This window comes from Micromonospora kangleipakensis, assembly GCF_004217615.1.
Lineage (GTDB): Bacteria > Actinomycetota > Actinomycetes > Mycobacteriales > Micromonosporaceae > Micromonospora > Micromonospora kangleipakensis.
The window spans coordinates 776,900-796,857 of the sequence record NZ_SHLD01000001.1; the positions used below are offsets into that span (position 1 = coordinate 776,900).

At 72.9% G+C, this 19,958-nt stretch carries 13 protein-coding genes and 1 pseudogene; 9 read left to right on the forward strand and 5 right to left on the reverse strand.

All coding sequences use genetic code 11. The features are described from left to right. Positions 1–5: 5 nt before the first annotated feature. The 3 genes from EV384_RS03790 to EV384_RS03800 form a co-directional block, all read right to left on the reverse strand. Positions 6–2,048, reverse strand: coding sequence for a S8 family serine peptidase (locus tag EV384_RS03790; RefSeq protein WP_130330164.1), 2,043 nt, complete (start codon positions 2,046–2,048; stop codon positions 6–8). 79 nt (positions 2,049–2,127) lie between these two features. Beyond that, positions 2,128–4,158, reverse strand: a complete 2,031-nt coding sequence (locus tag EV384_RS03795; RefSeq protein ID WP_130330166.1) for a S8 family serine peptidase — start codon at positions 4,156–4,158, stop codon at positions 2,128–2,130. Positions 4,159–4,342: 184 nt separating this feature from the next. Next, positions 4,343–5,803, reverse strand: coding sequence for a CCA tRNA nucleotidyltransferase (locus tag EV384_RS03800; protein WP_130330168.1), 1,461 nt, complete (start codon positions 5,801–5,803; stop codon positions 4,343–4,345). Positions 5,804–5,930: 127 nt separating this feature from the next. Between EV384_RS03800 and murJ the strand changes: the two genes are divergently transcribed. The 7 genes from murJ (at position 5,931) to EV384_RS03835 (ending at position 14,557) form a co-directional block, all read left to right on the forward strand. Beyond that, a complete protein-coding gene (murJ, locus tag EV384_RS03805) occupies positions 5,931–7,673 on the forward strand; it encodes a murein biosynthesis integral membrane protein MurJ (RefSeq protein WP_130330170.1) in 1,743 nt (580 codons plus the stop codon). 452 nt (positions 7,674–8,125) lie between these two features. Then, entirely contained in the window at positions 8,126–9,742 is a 1,617-nt protein-coding gene (locus tag EV384_RS03810; protein ID WP_130330172.1) for a protein kinase family protein, read from the forward strand. Positions 9,743–9,785: 43 nt separating this feature from the next. After that, positions 9,786–10,574: an RNA polymerase sigma factor SigM gene (gene sigM / locus EV384_RS03815; RefSeq protein ID WP_242623928.1), complete on the forward strand. Its 789-nt coding sequence runs from the start codon at positions 9,786–9,788 to the stop codon at positions 10,572–10,574. Then, positions 10,571–11,677, forward strand: a complete 1,107-nt coding sequence (locus tag EV384_RS03820; RefSeq protein WP_130330174.1) for a hypothetical protein — start codon at positions 10,571–10,573, stop codon at positions 11,675–11,677. Before sigM ends, EV384_RS03820 begins: the two co-directional genes overlap by 4 nt. 193 nt (positions 11,678–11,870) lie before the next feature. Continuing rightward, positions 11,871–12,824 carry a thioredoxin-disulfide reductase gene (gene trxB / locus EV384_RS03825; protein WP_130330176.1) on the forward strand — a complete coding sequence of 318 codons (954 nt, stop codon included), beginning with the start codon at positions 11,871–11,873 and terminating at the stop codon, positions 12,822–12,824. Positions 12,825–12,862: 38 nt separating this feature from the next. Further along, positions 12,863–13,186, forward strand: a complete 324-nt coding sequence (trxA, locus tag EV384_RS03830; protein WP_091199733.1) for a thioredoxin — start codon at positions 12,863–12,865, stop codon at positions 13,184–13,186. Positions 13,187–13,396: 210 nt separating this feature from the next. Continuing rightward, positions 13,397–14,557, forward strand: coding sequence for an N-acetylmuramoyl-L-alanine amidase (locus EV384_RS03835; RefSeq protein ID WP_130330178.1), 1,161 nt, complete (start codon positions 13,397–13,399; stop codon positions 14,555–14,557). Between the two features lie 7 nt (positions 14,558–14,564). Here EV384_RS03835 and EV384_RS03840 read toward each other — a convergent pair whose 3' ends face one another. Then, positions 14,565–15,230 carry a GNAT family N-acetyltransferase gene (locus EV384_RS03840; protein ID WP_130330180.1) on the reverse strand — a complete coding sequence of 222 codons (666 nt, stop codon included), beginning with the start codon at positions 15,228–15,230 and terminating at the stop codon, positions 14,565–14,567. Positions 15,231–15,517: 287 nt separating this feature from the next. Here EV384_RS03840 and EV384_RS03845 point away from each other — a divergent pair, with 287 nt between their 5' ends. Both EV384_RS03845 and EV384_RS03850 read left to right on the forward strand, forming a co-directional pair. Further along, positions 15,518–16,831, forward strand: coding sequence for an aminotransferase-like domain-containing protein (locus EV384_RS03845; protein WP_130330182.1), 1,314 nt, complete (start codon positions 15,518–15,520; stop codon positions 16,829–16,831). Between the two features lie 7 nt (positions 16,832–16,838). Continuing rightward, on the forward strand, positions 16,839–17,837 hold the full coding sequence (locus EV384_RS03850) for a D-alanine--D-alanine ligase family protein (RefSeq protein WP_130330184.1): 999 nt from the start codon (positions 16,839–16,841) through the stop codon (positions 17,835–17,837). A gap of 120 nt (positions 17,838–17,957) precedes the next feature. On the opposite strand, the pseudogene EV384_RS03855 reads toward EV384_RS03850, so the two are convergent. Continuing rightward, positions 17,958–18,707, reverse strand: a pseudogene (locus tag EV384_RS03855) (hypothetical protein); the annotation flags it as partial. Between the last annotated feature and the right edge of the window lie 1,251 nt (positions 18,708–19,958).

Sequence of the window (19,958 nt, forward strand, 5' to 3'; positions counted from 1 at the left end):
GGCCGCTACGCGGCGGCGAGGAAGAACTTCTCCCAGGTGCCGAGGCCGCGGTTCGGCGCGTCCCAGGTGAGGGGCCGGCTGGCGATCAGCGGCAGGGTGCCGCGGCTTTCCGCGCAGACCGCCTTGGTGTTGATGTCCGCGATGAAGTAGATGCTGCCGTCGGGGTTGTGGTCGATCATCTCGTACAGCTCCCACGGTCCGATCCAGGTACCCCGGGCGAGCAGCGGCTTCGCACCGGCGCTCTGCGCGGTCACGTACCGGTTGTTGACCAGGGCGCGCAGCGCGAACTTGTGGTACCGCCAGTCGATCAGCTCGAACTTCTCCCACGAGCCGACCACCGTGGCCCGGGCGATGAGCGGCTTCGTCCCGGCGCTCTCCGCCGTCACGTACCGGGCGTTGACCCCGGACCGGAGGCTGATGATCGGGTTGGGCGCCTGGAGGTCGAACTTCGCGTCCTGGGTGATTCCGGTGCCGCTGGCGATCAGCGGGCGCTCGACCGCCGCGTCGGAGACCACGTACCGGCCGTTGATCTGGGCCTTGATGGTGATGCTGCCGTCGGGGAGGTGGGCGAGCTGGAACTTCTCCCAGGCCCCGATCACGCCGGCCCGGGCGACGAGCGGCCGGGTCCCGGCGCTCTCCGCCGTCACGTACCTGCCGTTGGCCTTCGACCGGAACGCCACCAGCCCGCCGCCCGCGGCGACGATGTCGAACCGGTGCCACGCCTCCAGGGCGTAGCCGCTGGCCAGCAGCGGCTGGCTGCCGTCGACCCCCGGGGAGGCCAGGCCGCCGCTGCTGCGCGACCGCAGGCCGACCGAGCTGCGGGTGACCGGGGCCGGTCCGACGTGCACCATCCGGTCGATGGAGTCCGTCTCGGCGAAGACCGCACCGGAGACGCCGGTGGTGACGATGGCGTCGCGGACCTGGAGCGGGGTCCAGTCCGGGTGCGCGGCGAGCAGCAGCGCGGCGGCGCCCGCGACGTGCGGCGAGGCCATCGAGGTGCCGTCGAGGGTCGCCTTCGCCGTGCTGCTCCCGATGCTCGCCGAGGTGATGCCGACGCCGGGGGCGTAGGTGTCCAGGCAGGATCCCCAGTTGGACCAGGTGGTCCGGATGTCCAGCTTGTCGGTGGCGCCGACGGTGATCGCCTCCGGCACCGAGGCCGGCGAGTAGACGCAGGCGAAGTTCCGGTCGTTGCCGGCGGCGACCGCGTACGTCAGGCCGGACGCGATGGACGCGGAGACGGCGGCGTTCAGGGCCGCGTCCTTCGGGGCCTCAAGGCTCATGTTCACCACGGCCGGCTTCGCCGCGTGGGCGGTCACCCAGTCGATCCCGGCGATGACGGTCTCCGTGGTGCCCGCGCCGGCGCAGTTGAGCACCCGGACCCCGACCAGCTTCACGTCCTTGGCCACGCCGTACGCGGTGCCACCGATGGTCCCGGCGACGTGGGTGCCATGGCCGTTGCAGTCGTCCGCCGCCGGGTCGCCGTCGACGAAGTCGTAGCCGTGGCTGGCCCGGCCGCCGAAGTCCTGGTGGGCGATGTTGATCCCGGTGTCGACGACGTACGTGGTGACCCCGCTCGCCGACGTGGCCGGGTACGTGTACGAGCGGTTGAGCGCCGAGGTGGTCTGGTCGATCCGGTCCAGGCCCCAGGACGGCGGGTTGGTCTGGGTGCCGCTCGTGGTGTACCGGCGGACCGGCTCGACGTACGCCACCTCGGGGTCGGCGGCCAGCCGCTTCGCCTGCGCGGCGGTCATCTCGGCCGACCAGCCGCGCAGGGCGCCGGTGAAGACCCGGCGGACGACGCCGCCGTTCTCCTGCGCCAGCGCCGCGACGGCGGAGCGGGTCCGGCTGGCGGAGGCGCGGTCGTCCGTCAACCCGACGATGTACCGGCCCGGCACGATGGCCGGGTCGACGTCGGTGGCCTGCGGCGCCGCCGGGACGCGGGGTGCCGCTGCCCCCGCGCCGGGGGTGAGGGCGCAGGTGAGAGCGGTCGCGGAGGCGAGGGCGAGCCCCACCGCCGCGGTATGGCGCAGGGCGCCAAGCACTGTCATGGAACTTGTCTCCCCGTTGACGTGGTCGAGCGGGACGACGACGCCCGCCGGGTCGACCCGGCGGGCGTCGTCGAATCCGTCAGGGCGCGATAGCGGTGACGGTGAACCGCTCCCAGCCGCCCAGGCCGAGCGTGGGGCTCGACCAGTTGATCGTCCGGTTGGCGATCAGCGGCTTGTTGCCGTAGCTGTCCGCGCAGACGACCTTGCCGTTGACGTCGGCGGCGAGCCAGAGCGTGCCGTCGGTGTTGTAGTCGAGCACCCAGAGCTTCTCCCACGCCCCGACGCTGGTGGCGCGGGCCTTCAGCGCGGCCGCGCCGGCGTTCTCGGCGGTGACGAACTTGTTGTTGATCTTCGCCCGCAGGGCCACGTAGCCGTTGCCCAGGTCGACCAGCTCGAACCGCTCCCAGGTGCCCACCGCGGCGGCCTGGGCGATCAACGGCAGGTTGCCGGCGCTCTCCGCCATCACGTACTTGCCGTTCGCGGACGCCTTGATGCTGACCGTCGGGGCCGGCGCGGCGAACTCGAACCGCTCCCAGCTCCCGATGCTGGCCGCCTTGGCGATCAACGGCGACTTGCCGTAGTTCTCCGCCATCACGTACTTGCCGTTGGAGTTCGCCTTGAGGCTGACGCTGCCGTCGGTGTTCTGCACGAGGGTGAACTTCTCGGCGGCACCGATGCTCGTCCTGCTGGCGATCAGCGGCGAGGTGCCCGAGGCCGGCGCGGTGACGTACCTGCCGTTGGCCTTGGCGAGCAGGGCGACGAAGCCGTCACCCGTGTCGACCACGTCGAACTTCTCCCACGGCCCGAGGGCGGTGGAGCGGGCGACCAGCGGCAGGGTGCCGGCGCTCTCCGCCGTCACCAGCTTGCCGTTGATCCGCGCCTTGAGGCCATACGAGGCGCGGGCCGGCTGGCGGGGCCCGACGTGCAGCAGGCGGTTCACCGAACTCCGCGCGTCGTGCACCGCGCCGGAGATGCCGCTGGTGACGATCTCGTCGCGGACCTGCTGCGGGGTCCAGTCCGGATGCGCCGAGAGGATCAGCGCGGCGGCGCCGGCGACGTGCGGCGACGCCATCGAGGTGCCGCTCTCCACGGCCGTGCCGTCGGCCTCGCCGATCGCCGAGGTGATGTTGACGCCCGGGGCGAAGACGTCCACGCAGGAGCCGTAGTTGGAGAACCAGGCGCGGAAGTCGAGATGGTCGGTGGCGCCGACGGTGATGGCCCCGGGGACCCGGGCCGGGGAGGCGAGGCAGGCGTCGCGATCGTCGTTGCCGGACGCGACCGCGTACGTGAGGCCGGCGGCGATGGAGCGGTTGACCGCGTCGTCCACCGACTGCACGCCGACGCCGAAGCCGAGGCTCATGTTCACCACGGCCGGCTCGGCCGCGTGCGCGGTCACCCAGTCGATGGCGGCGACCAGCTTGTCGCTGGTACCCCCTTCGCCCATGCAGTCGAGCACCCGGACCGCGACCAGCTTCACGTCCTTCGCCACGCCGTACGTTCCGCCGCCGACCGTGCCGGCCACGTGCGTGCCGTGCCCGTTGCAGTCGTCGGCGACGGCGTCGTCGTCCACGAAGTCGTAGCCGTAGCTGGCCCGGCCGCCGAAGTCCCGGTGGCCGATGTCGATGCCGGTGTCCACGATGTACGCGGTCACGTCGGCCGCGGTGCCCGGATAGCCGTACGCCTTGTTGAGCACCGGCGTGGTCTGGTCGATCCGGTCCAGGCCCCAGGAGGGCGGGCTGCTCTGCGTGCCGGCGATGGAGAAGCGGCGCACCTGCTCGACGTACGCGACGTCCGGGTCGGCGGCCAACCGGGCCGCCTGCGCCTCGGTCATCCGCGCCGACCAGCCCCGCAGAGCGCTGCTGAAGACCTGCCCGACCGACCCGCCGGCGCGGTCGGCGAGCGACGCGGCGGTGGCCCGGACGGTCCGCGCCGACGCCTTGCGGTCCTTGAGGACGACGATGTAGCGGCCCGGTACGGCCTCGGAGGCGTCGGCGGTCCGCACCTTGTGCGGGGCGGTCGGAGCGGCGGCCGCCGGACCGCCGGTGGCGACCCAGGCGAGGGTGGTCGCGGAGGCGAGGGCGAGCCCCACCAGCGCGGAGCGGCGTAGCACTTGAGTGTTCTCCCCGTGGATCAGCGGCCGTCCCCGGTTGTGGGCGACGGGCGATCGGCGCGGCCTGCGACAGATCGGTCAGCAGGCCGATGGACGCCGGTCCATCATGCGGGAAGATCACCGCCGGGCGCGTCAACCGTTCGGTCGATACGGCGGCGTGTCGTCCTACGCCGGTGCGACGCGCTCAGTCGAGGACGCCCTGCTCCCGGGCCCAGCGCCGCAGCTCGGCCTCGGCCTCGTCGCGGTCCAGCGGGCCGCGCTCCAGGCGCAGCTCCTTCAGGTGCTGCCAGGCCCTGCCCACCACCGGCCCCGGCGGTACGCCGAGCAGCTCCATGATCGCGTTGCCGTCCAGGTCCGGACGGACCCGGGCCAGGTCCTCCTCGGCGGCGATCCGGGCGATCCGCTCCTCCAGCGCGTCGTAGTCGGCGGCCAGCGCGGCCGCCTTGCGCCGGTTGCGGGTGGTGCAGTCCGACCGGGTCAGCTTGTGCAGCCGGGGCAGCAGGTCACCGGCGTCCGCGACGTACCGGCGCACCGCCGAGTCGGTCCACTCGCCCCGGCCGTACCCGTAGAAGCGCAGGTGCAGCGCGACCAGGGCGACCACCTTCGAGGTGACGTCCTTCGGGTACCGCATGGCCTTCATCCGGGCCTTGGTCAGCCGGGCGCCGACCACCTCGTGGTGGTGGAAGCTGACCCGCCCGTCCGGGCCGATCGCCTTGGTGGCCGGCTTGCCGACGTCGTGCGTCAGTGCGGCCATCCGCAGCACGAAGTCGCAGCCGTCCTCCTCCATCGACATGGCGTTCTCGACCACGGTGAGGGTGTGCTCGTAGACGTCCTTGTGCTGGGCGTGCTCATCGATCGTCAGCTTCAGCCCGGTCAGCTCGGGCAGGAACCGCTCGGCCAGCCCGGTGTCGACCAGCAGCCGCAGCCCGGTGATCGGGTCCGCACCGCAGAGCAGCTTGGTGAACTCGTCCCGGATCCGCTCGGCGGTGATCCGGTCCAGGTCGGCGGCCATCCGGCTCATCGCCTCCCGGACGTCCGGGTGGACGGCGAAGCGGAGCTGAGCGACGAACCGGGCCGCCCGCAGCATCCGCAGCGGGTCGTCGCCGAACGACTGCCGGGGCGTCCCCGGGGTACGGATGACCTTGGCGGCGAGGTCGGCCAGGCCGCCGTGCGGGTCGGTGAACCGGTGGTCGGGGAGGCTCACCGCCATCGCGTTGATGGTGAAGTCCCGCCGCTTGAGGTCGTCTTCGAGGCTGGTCCCGTACTCGACGATCGGGTTGCGGCTGACCTGGTCGTACGCCTCGGCGCGGAAGGTGGTGATCTCCAGGCGGAGGCCGTCGTGCTGGGCGCCGATGGTGCCGAACTCCCGACCGGTCTCCCAGATCGACTCGGCCCAGCCCTTGATGATCCGCAGCGTCTGGTCGGGGTGCGCGTCGGTGCAGAAGTCCAGGTCCTCGCCGAGCCGACCGAGCAGCGCGTCCCGCACCGAACCGCCCACCAGGTGCAGTTCGTGGCCGGCCGCGGCGAACCGGCGGCCGAGCTCGTCGGCGACCGGCGAGACGCGGAGCAGCTCGGCGACGGCGTTGCGCTGCGCGGCGGTGAGGTCGCGGCGGTCGGCGGCGTGGGATGCGGAGGCTTCGGACATGGGATCGCCAGCCTATCGGTCCGGCCCGGGAACTCCGCCGCCGGGCGCGGGTAAGAGGTACAGGTTGACTAAGGTTCTGACCGTCGGGACGGTGCCCGGCCCCGACGTACCCCCTGGGAGGCTGGACATGAGCGGCGGGCTCTACCGCAGCGCGAACGCCACGCCGGACGGCGCGGTGCCTCCCACGGACGAGGCCACCTTCATCTCGGCCGAGCCGCTCAACCAGCCGGCGGTGGAGGCCACCGCGCCGCCGCCGGAGCAGGTCGGGGAGGCCAGCGCCGCGGCGAACAGCGCGGTGATGGCGATCGGCAGCCTGGTCAGCCGGGGTACGGGCTTCATCCGCAACCTGATGGTCGGGGCGGCCCTGGGCAACCTGATCGGCAATGCGTACACGACCGCGCAGTTCCTGCCGAACCAGGTGTACGAGTTCCTGCTCGGCGGGGTGCTGACCAGCGTGCTGATCCCGGTGCTGGTCCGTCGGCGCAAGGTCGACGCGGACAAGGGCGAGGCGTACGCGCAGCGGCTGCTCACCCTGGCGGTGATCTCGCTGGCCGCCGCGGCGCTGATCGCGGTGGTCCTCGCGCCGGTGCTGACCGCGCTCTACGCCAGCGGCAAGGGCGGCGACTACACCGGGCTGGTCAACAACCTGTCCTACCTGATGCTGCCGATGCTCTTCTTCACGGGCGTCAGCGCGCTGATCGCCGCGGTGCTCAACACCCGGGGCCACTTCGCCGCCCCGATGTGGGCACCGATCCTGAACAACCTGGTGGTCATCGCCACCTTCGGCCTGTACATCGTGACCTTCGGTGCGCGGAACCTCCAGCCCGCCGAGCTGGGCTGGGGCCGGATTCTGCTGCTCGGCGGCGGCACCCTGCTCGGTGTGGCGGTCCAGGCCGCCGGTCTGCTGCCGGCGCTGCGCAAGGTGGGCTTCCGGTGGAAGTGGCGCTTCGACTTCCGTGAGCTGGGGCTGCGCGAGCTGGCCAAGCTCGGCACCTGGATGTTCTGCTACGTGGCGGTCAACCAGCTCGGCCTCTTCGTGGTGGTCAACCTGCTCACCCGGGCCGCCGGGGAGGACAACGCCGGCATCCTGATCTACAACAACGTCTTCCTGCTGCTGATGATGGCGCACGGCATCATCGCCGTCTCGATCATCACCGCGCTGATGCCGCGGATGAGCGCCGCCGCCGCCGACGGCCGGTTCCGCGACGTGACCGCCGACCTGTCGCGCGGCACCCGGATGGTCACCGCGGTGCTCGCCCCGATCGCGGTCTGCTACGCCGTGCTGGCCGGCCCGATCTCCGTGGTGGTGTTCCGCTACGGCGCCTTCACCGGCGAGAACGCGACCGCCACCTCGACCGTCCTGCTGGTCGCGGCGGTGGGGCTGGTGCCCTTCGCGATCAGCCAGCTCTTCACCTTCGCCTTCTACGCGCTGCCGGACACCCGCACCCCGGCCCTGATCAACATTCCGGTGGTGGCGCTGCGGGTGCTCCTCCAGATCGGGCTCTTCCTCGCCTTCTCCGCCACCTTCGCGGCGGCCGGCATGATGCTCGGCAACGCCATCTCGTACGTGGCCGCCGCGGTGATCTCCGCGCTGCTGCTGCGGCCCCGGGTGGGCCGGATCGGGCTCGGCGGCATCATGCGGACCATGGGCCGGGTCGTCCTGGCCGCGCTCGGCGCCGCCGCGGTCGGCCTGATCGTGGTCGCGCTGCTCCCCGGCGACCCGGCCGACCTCAGCTGGTTCGCGGCGGTCGTCCAGCTGGTGGTGGGTGGCGCGGTGATCGGCGGGACGTACCTGGCGCTGGCCATGGCGCTCCGGATCGGCGAGATCACCGAGGTGGTCGGGATGGTCCGCCGCCGCCTCGGCCGCTGACCCCGCCCGCCCCGGTCCACCGGCGCCCGGGCCGTTGGCCACGCACCGTGAACGAGGATCATCAGCCTGGGGATGCGACTGTGGATAACTCAGCGTTTCCCCGCTCAACCACCCTCTCGGCCTGTGGACAACCATCCGTACGGATGAGGGTGCAGGGCCGATCGGGGGGAATTCGGCCGGGCTGCGGCAGGTCGCCACACGCGGTGCGCCCCTACGTCGACTACTTGCGGTCAACCTCTAGATTGGCTGGTGCATGTACCAGCAACGTGGCTGACAACGGTCGCAACCGGACCGGGCAGCCCGTGGCTGGTGCCCCACCGGCCGCGGCGGGAAGATGACATGTCGGAGAACCGGGCATCCCGGGTAAGGTCGCACTCGACGGGTACGGCAGGTCCCGACGTGGGCGTCGGCACCGGTCTGCCGGTTCCTTCGAAGGCAGAGCGGGAAGCCACATGCCCAGCAGCACGGGTCCATCGATCGACACGATCACCGAGGGAGGACGGGTGACCCAGGTCGGCGAGGGTCAGGAGGCGGAGGAGACTGCTCCGCCGGTCATGACCTTCGGTGCTCCCACGGCCGGTGAGATCCTTGCCGATCGGTACGAGCTGGTCGAGCACATCAACAACGACAGCGCGGGCCGGCTGGTCTGGCGCGGGGTCGACGTCGTGCTGCGCCGTCCCGTCGCGGTGGTCCTCCGCTACCCGGGTGGCGACTCCGCCACCGAAATGCTTCAGGCCGCCGTCGCGGCCAGCCGGGTCATCCACCCCAACCTGGTCGGCGTCTACGACGCGATCGACGAGGCGGACCGGGCGTACGTGGTCCGCGAGTGGGTGGACGGCCAGTCCCTGCGCGAGCTCGTCACCGTCGACGGGCCGCTGGACCCGGCCCGGGCGACCGCCATCGGCAACGCCGTCGCCAGCGCCCTCGCCGCGGTGCACGCGACCGGCATGGTGCACGGCAACGTCCACCCCGGCACCGTGATGATCAGCGACGACGGCCGGGTGGTACTGGCCGACGCGCGGACCGACGGCGCGGACAGCCAGGAGAACGACATCCGGGCGGTCGGCGGGGTGCTCTACTTCGCCCTGACCGGGCACTGGCCGCACGGGGAGGCGCCGCTGCACGGCGCCACCGCCGGGCACGGCCGGGCCGCCCTCCCGGACGCCGTACGCGACGCCGGCGGCTCGATCGCCGCCCCCCGTCAGGTCCGGGCCGGGGTGCCCGCCTACCTCGACGACCTGACCATGGACCTGCTCGACCCGGAGATCGCCCCGACCTCCTCGGACGTGCTCGCGGCCGAGCTGGGCCGGCTGGACATCCCCGCCGACGAGCACTTCCTGGCCCAGGCCGGCCCGCTGCGCTTCACGGCGGACACCGAGGAGGAGCCGTCGCCGCTGGCCGCCGCCGGTGGCCGCAAGGTGGCCTTCGGCATCGCCGGGCTGCTCGCGGTGGCCCTGGTCGGCCTGCTCATCGGGATCAGCGCGCTGGGCGGCGACGACAAGGACCCGAAGACGGAGCCGGTGGCCCGCCCGTCCAGCAGCGCGCCACCCGACCAGCCCACCCAGCCCGCCGCCGCCGCGCGCAAGCTGGCCGTGGAGGACGTCCGGATCATCGACCCGGACAGTAAGAGCCGGGACGAGCTGAGCGACGCCGAGAAGGTGATCGACGGCAGCGAGGACGAGGGCTGGGAGACCGACACCTACAACGGGCCGAAGTTCGGCGGGCTCAAGAAGGGCATGGGGGTCTGGATCGACCTCGGCTCCGAGCACACGGTCAAGTCGGTGAAGGCCGTCCTCTCCGCCAGCGGCGCCACCGCCCAGCTCTACACCGGCACCACCGACCCGGGCTCCAGCTCCTCCGGCGACAAGAAGCTGTACAACGAGTACGTGACGGTGAAGACGCAGATCGGTGACGGCTTCAGGCCCGCCCCTGGCAGCACGCTGATCTTCAGCAACGGCTTCGACCCGGACAAGAAGTACCGCTACCTGCTCTTCTGGCTCACCGAGCTGCCCTCGAACGACCGGGGCTACAAGATCGGTGTCCAGGAGATCACCGTCCAGGGGTCGTGAACCGGCCGCCGCTGTCCGGGCACCACTCCCGCCGGACGTGGTGATGGACGACCGCGGCGAGGGAGAGGCCGGCGGGCCGGCGGGCGGCGCACCGGTGGCCGTGCCGACCCGCGCCGGACCGGGCGCCGGGACGACCGACATCGAGCTGCTCCGCGCCCACGTGGCCGGCGACCGGGACGCCTTCACCGAGCTGTTTCACCGGCACCGGGACCGGCTCTGGGCGGTGGCGCTGCGTACGCTCGGCGACCGGGAGGAGGCCGCCGACGCCCTCCAGGACGCCCTGCTCTCCGCGCACCGCGCGGCGGCCCGCTTCCGGGGTGACTCCGCGGTGACCACCTGGCTGCACCGGATCGTGGTGAACGCCTGCCTGGACCGCATCCGCCGGCGTCAGGCGCACGCCACGGTCCCGCTGCCCGACGGCGTGCACACCGACGGCGAGCCCGGCCGGCACACCGGCGGGGTCGAGCCGGCCGCTCCGGTCCGGGACCACGACACCGCGCTGGTGGTGCGGCAGGCCCTGGCCGAGCTGCCGGTCGAGCAGCGCGCCGCGCTGATCCTGGTGGACGTGCAGGGTTATCCGGTGGCCGAGGTGGCCCGCATCCTCGGCGTCGCCGAGGGGACGGTCAAGAGCCGCTGCGCCCGGGGCCGCGCCCGGCTGGCCACCCGCCTCGGTCACCTGCGGACGGGTGTCGACACCCCGCCGCCGGTGCCGCGCCCGGTTGGCCGGACGGCCGCCGACATGCCGCGCGTCACTGCGGGGAACCCGCGACCGCCGGAGGGCGTCGAATCGGCGCCGGGATGGTCCCGGACCGCGAACGAGGAGGAGACGTGACCGCCGGGAAGTTCAGCGAGGTCGACCACGACCTGCTCGCCGACTACGTCGGCGGGGCGCTGGACGGCACCCCGGAGCAGGTCAGGGTCGCCCGCCTGATCGCGGAGGACCCGGCGTGGGCCGGGGCGTACGCCGCGCTGGCGCCGGCGGTGGAGCTGGTCCGGGCCGACCTGGCCGACTGGGCGACCGCTGCCGTACCCGACATGCCACTGGCCGTCGCGGACCGGATCGCCGCGGTGCTGGCCGGCGCCGGACCGGCCCCCACGCCGACCGACGCCGCGGAGCTGACCTCCGCCGGCCCGCGCGACGCCGCGGAGCTGGCCTCCCCCGACGCGCTCGACACCGCCGGGCCGGTGAACGTGCCGACGTCGGCCGCACCGGTCGGCGACGCGGCGCCGGCCGACGGCCGCAGGATCCGGTCGGGCGGGCATTCCGGCGCCGGGCCGAGCGCCGTCCCGGCGCAAACGCCCGGCCACCGGCACACCGGCCGGGCGGTCCGCCCGGCCGACGGTCCGGGCGGCGGCACCGGGCCGGGGCGCGGGCCACGGCGCTGGGCCCGGATCGCCGGTCCGGTCGTCCTCGCGGCGGCCTCGGTCGGTGCCGTCGGGCTGGGCCTCAACCAGCTGGTCGCCACCCGGACCGACACGGCGGTGACGGCCGACCGCGGCGAGAACGCCGGTGCGCCCGGCCCGCTGGCGGCGGAGCCGTTCCGGACGACCGGCCCGCCGCGTCGCAGCGGCACGGACTACACCCCGGAGCAGTTGTCCGGCGTGAGCCCGCCGAAGGTTCCCCCGGCGGCGGGCAGCAGCGCCCGGGAGACCGGCGCGGCGGCACCGGAGGACCAGCGGCTCTCCGCCGCCGGCGGGCTCGACCGGCTCAGCGGCCGGGACGCGCTGGACGCCTGCCTGCGGGAGATCACCGCGGAGCACGGGGGTGGGGCGGTGGCCGTGGATCTGGTCGACTACGCGTCGTTCCAGGGGCGGCCGGCGCTGGTCGTGACCTTCGTCGACGCGGGCGGCGCCCGCTGGGCGTGGGTGAGCGGGCCGGAGTGCGGCGTGCCCGGGTCCGGCGCGGACACCCGGTTCCGAACGCGGGTAGGGTGAGTTCGCGGTCATCGGCGGCTGCCGTTCCACGTGACGTGACCCACCGGATCACCGGTTCGGGAATCGCCGCTTCGTACGATGACGTTCTGCAAGTCAGGCGCCGACGCCGCTGAGCCGTCGGCACTCGGATCGACATCGTCCCGGCGGCAGAGCGGCCGGAACGGATGACGAACACACACATCGGGAGACGGCAGTGGACGAGGTCCGCAACCTGATCATCATCGGCTCCGGGCCGGCCGGTTACACGGCGGCGGTCTATGCCGCGCGCGCCAACCTCAAGCCGCTCGTCATCGAGGGCGTGCAGTCCGGCGGCGCGCTGATGACGACCACCGAGGTGGAGAACTTCCCCGGCTTCGCGGACGGCATCCTCGGCCCCGAGCTGATGGACAACATGCGCAAGCAGGCCGAGCGGTTCGGCGCCGAGTTCCTGACCGACGACGTCACCCGGGTCGAGCTGAAGGACACCGGCGACACCGGCACCGGCGCCACCAGCACCGTCTGGGTGGGCGAGACCGCGTACCGGGCGAAGGCCGTGATCCTCTCCACCGGCTCCGCCTGGCGTCCGCTGGGCGTGCCGGGCGAGCAGGAGTACCTGGGCCACGGTGTGTCGTCCTGCGCGACCTGTGACGGCTTCTTCTTCCGCAACCAGCACATCGTCGTGGTCGGCGGTGGTGACTCGGCGATGGAGGAGGCCAGCTTCCTGACCCGGTTCGCGGACTCCGTCACCATCATCCACCGCCGCGACTCGTTCCGGGCCAGCAAGATCATGGCCGGCCGGGCGCTCGGCAACGACAAGATCAAGGTCGAGTGGAACTCCACCGTCGAGGAGATCCTCGGCGAGGACGGCAAGGTCAGCGGGGTCCGGGTCCGCAACGTGCACACCGGCGACATCAAGGTGCTGGACGTGACCGGCGTCTTCGTGGCGATCGGCCACGACCCGCGCAGTGAGCTCTTCCGCGGGCAGGTGGAACTCGACGACGAGGGATACGTGAAGGTGCAGGCGCCGAGCACCCGGACCAGCATCCCGGGTGTCTTCGCCGCCGGCGACGTGGTCGACCACACCTACCGGCAGGCGATCACGGCGGCCGGTACGGGCTGCGCCGCGGCCCTGGACGCCGAGCGCTTCATCGCCACCCTGCAAGGCTGAAACATTTTCAGAAACAGTTCCCGGAGGAGGGGTTCATAGTGGGAGCAACCAAGGCGGTCACCGACGCGAGCTTCGCTAGCGACGTGCTGAAGTCCGACAAGCCGGTTCTGGTGGACTTCTGGGCGGAGTGGTGCGGGCCGTGCCGCAAGGTGTCGCCGCTGCTGGAAGAGATCGCGGGCGAGATGGGTGACCAGGTCACCATCGTCAAGCTCAACATCGACGAGAACCCCGAGACCGCCCGGGCCTACCGGGTGATGTCCGTGCCGACCCTCACCGTCTTCAAGAACGGCGAGCCGGTGCAGTCCATCGCCGGCGCCAAGCCGAAGGGCGAGCTGGTCAAGCTCATCGAGTCGGCGCTCTGACCGAACCCCGACCGACCGCGGAACCCCCGTGCCCGACCCCGGGCCCGGGGGTTCCCGCTTTCCGTCGACGCCCACCCGTAGCCGCCGCTGACCTGCCCGAACCCGGAGTCGGCCGGTGACCGGTCACGGTACGCTCCGTAGGCATCCGCAGAGTCTCGCCTCGTGCGACGCGGAGCCGGCCGACCAGCATCCGCGCAGAGGGGGTCGTGCGTGCGTCCGATCCGACCCGGTGACCGGGGACCCGCGGTGACGGAGATCCGTACCGTCCTCACCGGCCTGGAGCTGCTCCCGTCCGGCGGTCACGGCGACGAGTTCGACGTGGCGACCGAACGCGCCGTCCGGGCGTTCCAGCAGTCCCGCGGCCTGAGCGTGGACGGCCGGGTGGGCACGGAGACCTGGCAGGCGCTGGACGCGGCCCGCTGGCGGCTCGGCGCCCGCACGCTCTACCACGCCGTGCCGGAGCCGCTGATCGGCGAGGACGTCCGCTCGCTCCAGGAACGCCTCCTGGAGATGGGGTACGACGTGGGCCGCGCCGACGCCATCTACGGCATCCGCACCTCCCGCGCGGTCGCCCAGTTCCAGCGCGAGATGGGGCTCAAGCCGGACGGCTCCTGCGGCCCGCACACCATGAACGCGCTGCGCCGCCTCGGCCGGAAGGTGGTCGGCGGGCGCCCGCAGTGGCTGCGCGAGTCGGACGCGATCCGGCAGGCCGGACCGACGCTGGTCGGCCGGACCGTGGTTCTCGACCCCGGGCACGGCGGCACCGACCCGGGAATGGTGGTCCCGGACGGCCCGCTGCGCTGGACCGAGGCGGACCTCGTCCACGACCTGGCCAGCCGGCTGGAGGGCCGGCTCGCCGCGGCCGGGGTACGGGTGCAGCTCACCCGCGGCCCGGCCCCGGAGACCTGCCTCCCCGACGCCGACCGGGCGCAGCTCGCGAACTCGCTCGGCGCCGACGTCTTCATCTCGCTGCACACCGACGGCCACGCCAACCCGGCGGCGAACGGGGTGGCGACCTACCACTACGGCACCGACAACGGCGTCACCTCGGCCACCGGGGAACGCCTCGCCGGCCTGGTGCAGCGGGAGATCGTGGCCCGGACCGGGCTGCGGGACTGCCGTACCCACGCCAAGACGTGGGACCTGCTGCGGCTGACCAGGATGCCGGCGGTACGGGTCGAGGTCGGCTACCTGACCTCCCCGGAGGACCGCAGCCGGCTGGTCGACCCGCGGTTCCGGGACCGGGTGGTCGAGGCGATCGTCGCCGCGGTGCAGCGGATGTACTTCCCGATCGAGCGGGACGTGCCGACCGGCTCGATCGACGTGAGCGAGCTGCGCGCCGTGGTGGCCGCCGGCACCCTGGTCGACTGAGGCGTCCTCAGACGCCGCTGGACCGGGTGGCCGGGGCGGGGCGCACCGGGCGCAGCAGGGTCTCCGGGCTCATCGAGCCGAGCAGCTTCTCCAGCGCGTACTCGACGTCGGACTTCCAGCTCAGCGCGGTGCGCAGCTCCAGCCGCAGCCGCGGGTAGCGCGGATGCGGGCGGACCGTCTTGAAGCCCACCGACAGGAAGAAGTCGGCCGGCGCGACGCAGGCCCGGGTGGGGTCGGCCCCGTCGCCGAACTTGGCGTCCCCGAACGCCTCGATCGCCTTGATGCCGCGCTTGGTCAGGTCCCGGGCGACGCCCTGGACGAGCATCCGGCCCAGCCCGCCGCCGGCGAAGGCGGAGACCACGTTGGCGGTAATCAGCAGCGCGGCGTCCGCGGAGACCGGCGAGGTGGGGAAGGCCATCGAGCGCGGGACGTACGCCGGCGGGGCGTACGTGACGAAGCCGGCGGGCATCCCGTCGACGTACGCGAGCTTGCCGCAGGAACCCCACTCCAGCAGCGTCTGGGAGACCCAGGCCTCCTTCTCCAGCCCGGGGTCGCCAGCGGCGCACGCCCGGTCGGCGGAGACCGGGTCCAACTCCCAGTAGACGCACTGCCGGCACGGGCGGGGCAGATCCTCCAGCGTGTCGAGGGTCAGACTGACCAGACGTCGCGACATCAGCGCACCCCACAACTAGGCTCAGAGGTGAGAACACCGCGGTCCGCCACCGCTTACTGCCCCCGACGAGCGATCGTACGCCGCTACCCGACCGTACGGGAGGGGACGCGCGAATGCCCCCCGAGCCGGTGCGGCCGGTCCGGGATGTGGACGCAGCCTCATGTCACCACGCCCGTGCGGGCCGGCACGGACTACCATCGACCAACCGGCCCCGCGCCGCCATGGTCGTCGGCATCGCGGGTACCACACCGGGCGGCAGCCCCGCCGAACCCGATCGAGGTGATGTCATGACCGGCACGACGCTCGACGACTACACCGACCGGTACGCCCGCCGGGTCCGGGGGATGACCGCCTCCGAGATCCGGGCGCTCTTCGCGGTGGCCAGCCGGCCGGAGGTCGTCTCGCTCGCCGGTGGGGCCCCCTACATCGCGGCGCTGCCCCTCGACGCGGTCGGTGAGATGCTCGGCCGGCTCGGCTCGGAACACGGCGCCACCACCCTGCAGTACGGCGTCGGCCAGGGCACGCTGGAGCTGCGCGAGCGGATCTGCGAGGTGATGGCCCTCTCGGGCATCGACGCGGCCTGCGGCGCCTCGCCGGAGGACGTGGTGGTGACCGTCGGCGGCCAGCAGGCGCTGGATCTCGTGGCCCGGCTCTTCCTCGACCCGGGTGATGTGGTGCTCGCCGAGGGCCCGACCTACGTCGGGGCGCTCGGGGTGTTCCAGGCCGCCCAGGCCCAGGTCGTGCACGTGCCGATGGACGGCGACGGGCTGATCCCGGAGGCGCTGGAGGCGGCCATCGCCGACCTGGCCCGGGCCGGGCGGCGGGTGAAGTTCCTCTACACCATCCCGACCTACCAGAACCCGACCGGCGTGACTCTCAGCGAGGAACGCCGCGAACGGGTGCTCGACATCTGCGAGCGCGCCGGCCTGCTGGTGGTGGAGGACGACCCGTACGGCCAGCTCGGTTTCGAGGACGAGGCCCCCGCGCCGCTGCGGGCCCGCCGCCGGCACGGGGTCTTCTACCTGAGCACCTTCTCCAAGACCTTCGCCCCCGGCCTGCGGGTGGGGTGGATCCTGGCCCCGCACGCGGTCCGCGACAAGCTGGTCATCGCCAGCGAGGCGCAGATCCTCTGCCCCAGCGGGTACGCCCAGGCGGCCGTCTCCACGTACCTCGGCACGATGCCGTGGCGGGAGCAGCTGAAGGTGTACCGGGAGGTCTACCGGGAGCGCCGCGACGCGATGCTCGACGCGCTGGCGGACCTGATGCCGGCCGGTACCACCTGGACCACCCCCGGCGGCGGCCTCTTCGTCTGGACGACCCTCCCCGACGGCCTCGACTCGAAGGCGATGATGCCGCGGGCCATCGCCGCCCGGGTGGCGTACGTGCCCGGCACCGGCTTCTACGCCGACGGCGCGGGCGGCGGCAACATGCGGCTCAACTTCTCCTTTCCGCCGCCGGAGCGGATCCGCGAGGGCGTCCGCCGGCTGGCCGGTGTGATGGAGCAGGACATCGCCATGCGCCGGGTCTTCGGCACGGTCGGCGGGTCCGGCGTGCGTCGCCGGCAGGGCGGCTCCGACGCGCCGGGTCCCGACTTGGCATGATTCCCGCATGGCTGTCACCTCCGCTGCCGGGAATCTCGTGACCGATCCCGCCGTCACCGCCGAACTGCACGTCCTGGTGCTCGCCGGTGGGCTCTCCTACGAGCGGGACGTCTCCCTCCGCTCCGGCCGGCGGGTGCTCGACGCGCTGCGGGCCGTCGGCGTGGAGGCCGAGCTGCGGGACGCCGACGTGGCCCTGCTCCCGGCCCTGGCGGCCGACCCGCCGGACGCGGTGGTGATCGCCCTGCACGGCGCCACCGGCGAGGACGGCTCGCTGCGGGGCGTGCTCGACCTCTGCGACGTCCCGTACGTCGGCTGTGACGCCCGTGCCTCCCGGCTCGCCTGGGACAAGCCGTCCGCGAAGGCGGTCCTCCGCGAGGCCGGCATCCCCACCCCGGACTGGGTGGCCCTGCCGCACGACCGCTTCTCGGAGCTGGGCGCGGTGGCGGTGCTGGACCGGATCGCCGACCGGCTCGGCCTGCCGCTGATGGTCAAGCCCGCGCAGGGCGGCTCCGGCCTGGGCGCCGCGGTGGTCCGAGATGCCGCGTCGCTCCCGGCCGCGATGGTGGGCTGCTTCGCGTACGACCAGACGGCGCTGGTCGAACGCTACGTGCCCGGCATGGACGTGGCAGTGTCGGTGCTCGACCTCGGCGAGGGCCCGCAGGCGCTCCCCCCGGTGGAGATCGTTCCCCGGAACGGCGTCTACGACTACGCCGCCCGCTACACCGCCGGCCGGACCACCTGGCACGCCCCGGCCCGGCTCGACCCGGAGGTGACCGAGCGGGTGGCCGAGGTGGCGCTCGCCGCGCACACCGCCCTCGGCCTGCGTGACCTCTCCCGGGTCGACCTGATCGTCGACGCCTCGGGGCAGCCGCACGTGCTGGAGGTCAACGTCTCCCCGGGGATGACGGAGACCTCGCTGCTGCCGCTGGCCATCCAGGCGGCCGGCCTGGACTTCGGCCGGGTGCTCGGGTCGCTGGTGACCCGGGCCGCGGCCCGCCGCCCCTGACCGCTGGCCTCCCCACGGAGACCTGGCGTCCCGGAGATCCGGTACCGCTCTGACAGCGACCGACCCGACTCGCGGCGAGCCGGGTCGGCCCCGGTTTCAGCTCGCGTGGGAGCCGCTCTCCGACTTCTCGTCGGCTCCGCTCTCCGACTTCTCGTCGGCTCCGCTCTTCAGGTCCTCGTCGGTACCGCTCTCCGGCTCCGGGATCTCCTCGGCCGCCTCGATGACGGAGACGGCCTCCTCCTCGCCGGCGGCGGCGTCCGGCGCCGGCACCGCGGAGAGGCTCGACGGCGCCTGCCACTGGATGCGCGGCGGCTCGGCCAGCGGACGACCGCCGAACTCGGCCAGCCAGGCGGCGACCATGGCGAGGTTCTCCCGCCACCGCGCCTCGGAGATCGGCGGCAGGATCGAGTCCCAGAGCGAGAGGAACGTGCCGCGCAGCTGGAGCCGCCCGTACGGCCGCGCGAGGAACCACATGTGCAGGTGCGCCGAGCCGTCGCCCCAGCGGTTCACGTGAACCCGGGCGACGCCGTCGAGGGACCGGATGGCGCGCTCGAGGCGTACGGTCATCACCCCCAGCTCGGCGGCGAGCAGGTTGGGCAGGTCGCCGAGGTCGAGATGCGACCGCGACTCCAGGATCAGCACCATCGGCAGGCCGGTGGGGCGATCCATCGTCCGCACCCGCCACCGCTCGCCCACCCAGATGTAGGCCTCGTCTTGGGCGTTGCAGGCGGTGCATTCCCGATCTTCCTCACCGCGACGGGGAGGTTCGACCGGGACCGGTTCGTCGAGCTGCTTGACGCGGAGGTCGCCCTCGAAGGGGAAGGAGGGCCACTGGGTGAAGTCCGGAACTGAGGGAGGGGTGTCCTGCACGACGCTGACCCTAACCGAGACAGGGACCCCTGTCCCTACCCGATTCACCGGTCATCGCCTGGACACGCAGCGCTCTTCGTCGATCAGCCAGGGGTTGGCTCGACGGCCACACCCGGCATCGCGCAGTCCCCGTCCACCACGTTGTCCACAGGCCGCTGAGATCGCCAGCACGCCGCGTCATCCACAGGTCAGCACATGTTTCTCAGCGTGGTTTCACGTGAAACGGGGGGTGCCTGTGGAAAACCGCTGTGGATAACTTAGCCGGCGTCGGACGGCTGTTCTCTGTCCCTGCCGCGCCTCCCGCTCAGCCCTCTCTTCCTAACGAGCCAGCCCGGGATCGGCACCGCCTCGGGTCGCACCTTTCCGAGCGGTCCGGAAGGGTGGTGGGCGTACTCGTCGCGGGCGTGATCGATCTTGAAGCACCCGAACGGGTGCTGCCGGGCGCACCGGGGAGCGAGGGCCGGGAGGTGTGGGCACGCCGGGGCGTGAGCGGAGGTGGGCTGCGCCGGCGTCTGAGCGGGGGCTGAGGCACGCCGGCGGTGAGCGGGCGGGGCGGTGCGTTTCACGTGAAACCAGCGGGCGATGCGGGTTCGGGCGGGGCCGTGCCACGGGCGGGCCCGATCGGCGGGCACCGGCGAGCCGCTTGAAGCGGCCCCGCAGCCTGATTCGGCGTCCCACTTCATGGCCTCGATGCGCATGGCGGACTGCTGTCGCCAGTCGACTAGGCGCGGGACGCCGGCCAGCAACGAGACCGATCCGTGCCTCCTCGGCACGACTCGTCGCTCGCACTGGATTGCCCACGCGGCCCGACCCCGTGCCCCTGACCCCGTGTCCCGGCCAGTGCGCGTCGGACCACACCCGCCGGTGGCTGCCCGGCGGGCTGCCTGCACGCCTGGCCCCTTCGCCTCGCAGCCCTAGCCCTTGGGCCCCTGGCCGAGCTCTCTGTACCGCCGTCTCGGTCGGCCCGGGAGTTCCTCCGGTGGTGGGGCGCGAGCCAGGGGGCCCCAACACTGCGCCAGGCCGTGGGGCATCCCCTCATCCTGATCGCCGTCGCGCCGATCGGCGCAGAACTGCACCAGCCGGAACAGCGTTTCACGTGAAACGGCGCTCGATAGGAGCTCGGACAGGCCGATGGCGGGACGCGGGTCAGGCGACGAAAGAGCTCGGCTGGACCGAGCGCCACCCGCCGCGGCACAGGAGAGGGCGGAAGGAGCGCGGCACAGCTCGGGCGGAAAGGGCCCTCAGCGGCTC

What these genes read in the sequence shown, in the direction of transcription:
- EV384_RS03790 (WP_130330164.1), bottom strand. Translation starts at nt 2,048, where the DNA reads ATGACAGTGCTTGGCGCCCTGCGCCATACCGCGGCGGTGGGGCTCGCC.
- EV384_RS03800 (WP_130330168.1), bottom strand. Translation starts at nt 5,803, where the DNA reads ATGTCCGAAGCCTCCGCATCCCACGCCGCCGACCGCCGCGACCTCACC.
- murJ (WP_130330170.1), top strand. Translation starts at nt 5,931, where the DNA reads ATGAGCGGCGGGCTCTACCGCAGCGCGAACGCCACGCCGGACGGCGCG.
- EV384_RS03810 (WP_130330172.1), top strand. Translation starts at nt 8,126, where the DNA reads ATGCCCAGCAGCACGGGTCCATCGATCGACACGATCACCGAGGGAGGA.
- sigM (WP_242623928.1), top strand. Translation starts at nt 9,786, where the DNA reads ATGGACGACCGCGGCGAGGGAGAGGCCGGCGGGCCGGCGGGCGGCGCA.
- EV384_RS03840 (WP_130330180.1), bottom strand. Translation starts at nt 15,230, where the DNA reads ATGTCGCGACGTCTGGTCAGTCTGACCCTCGACACGCTGGAGGATCTG.
- EV384_RS03845 (WP_130330182.1), top strand. Translation starts at nt 15,518, where the DNA reads ATGACCGGCACGACGCTCGACGACTACACCGACCGGTACGCCCGCCGG.
- EV384_RS03850 (WP_130330184.1), top strand. Translation starts at nt 16,839, where the DNA reads ATGGCTGTCACCTCCGCTGCCGGGAATCTCGTGACCGATCCCGCCGTC.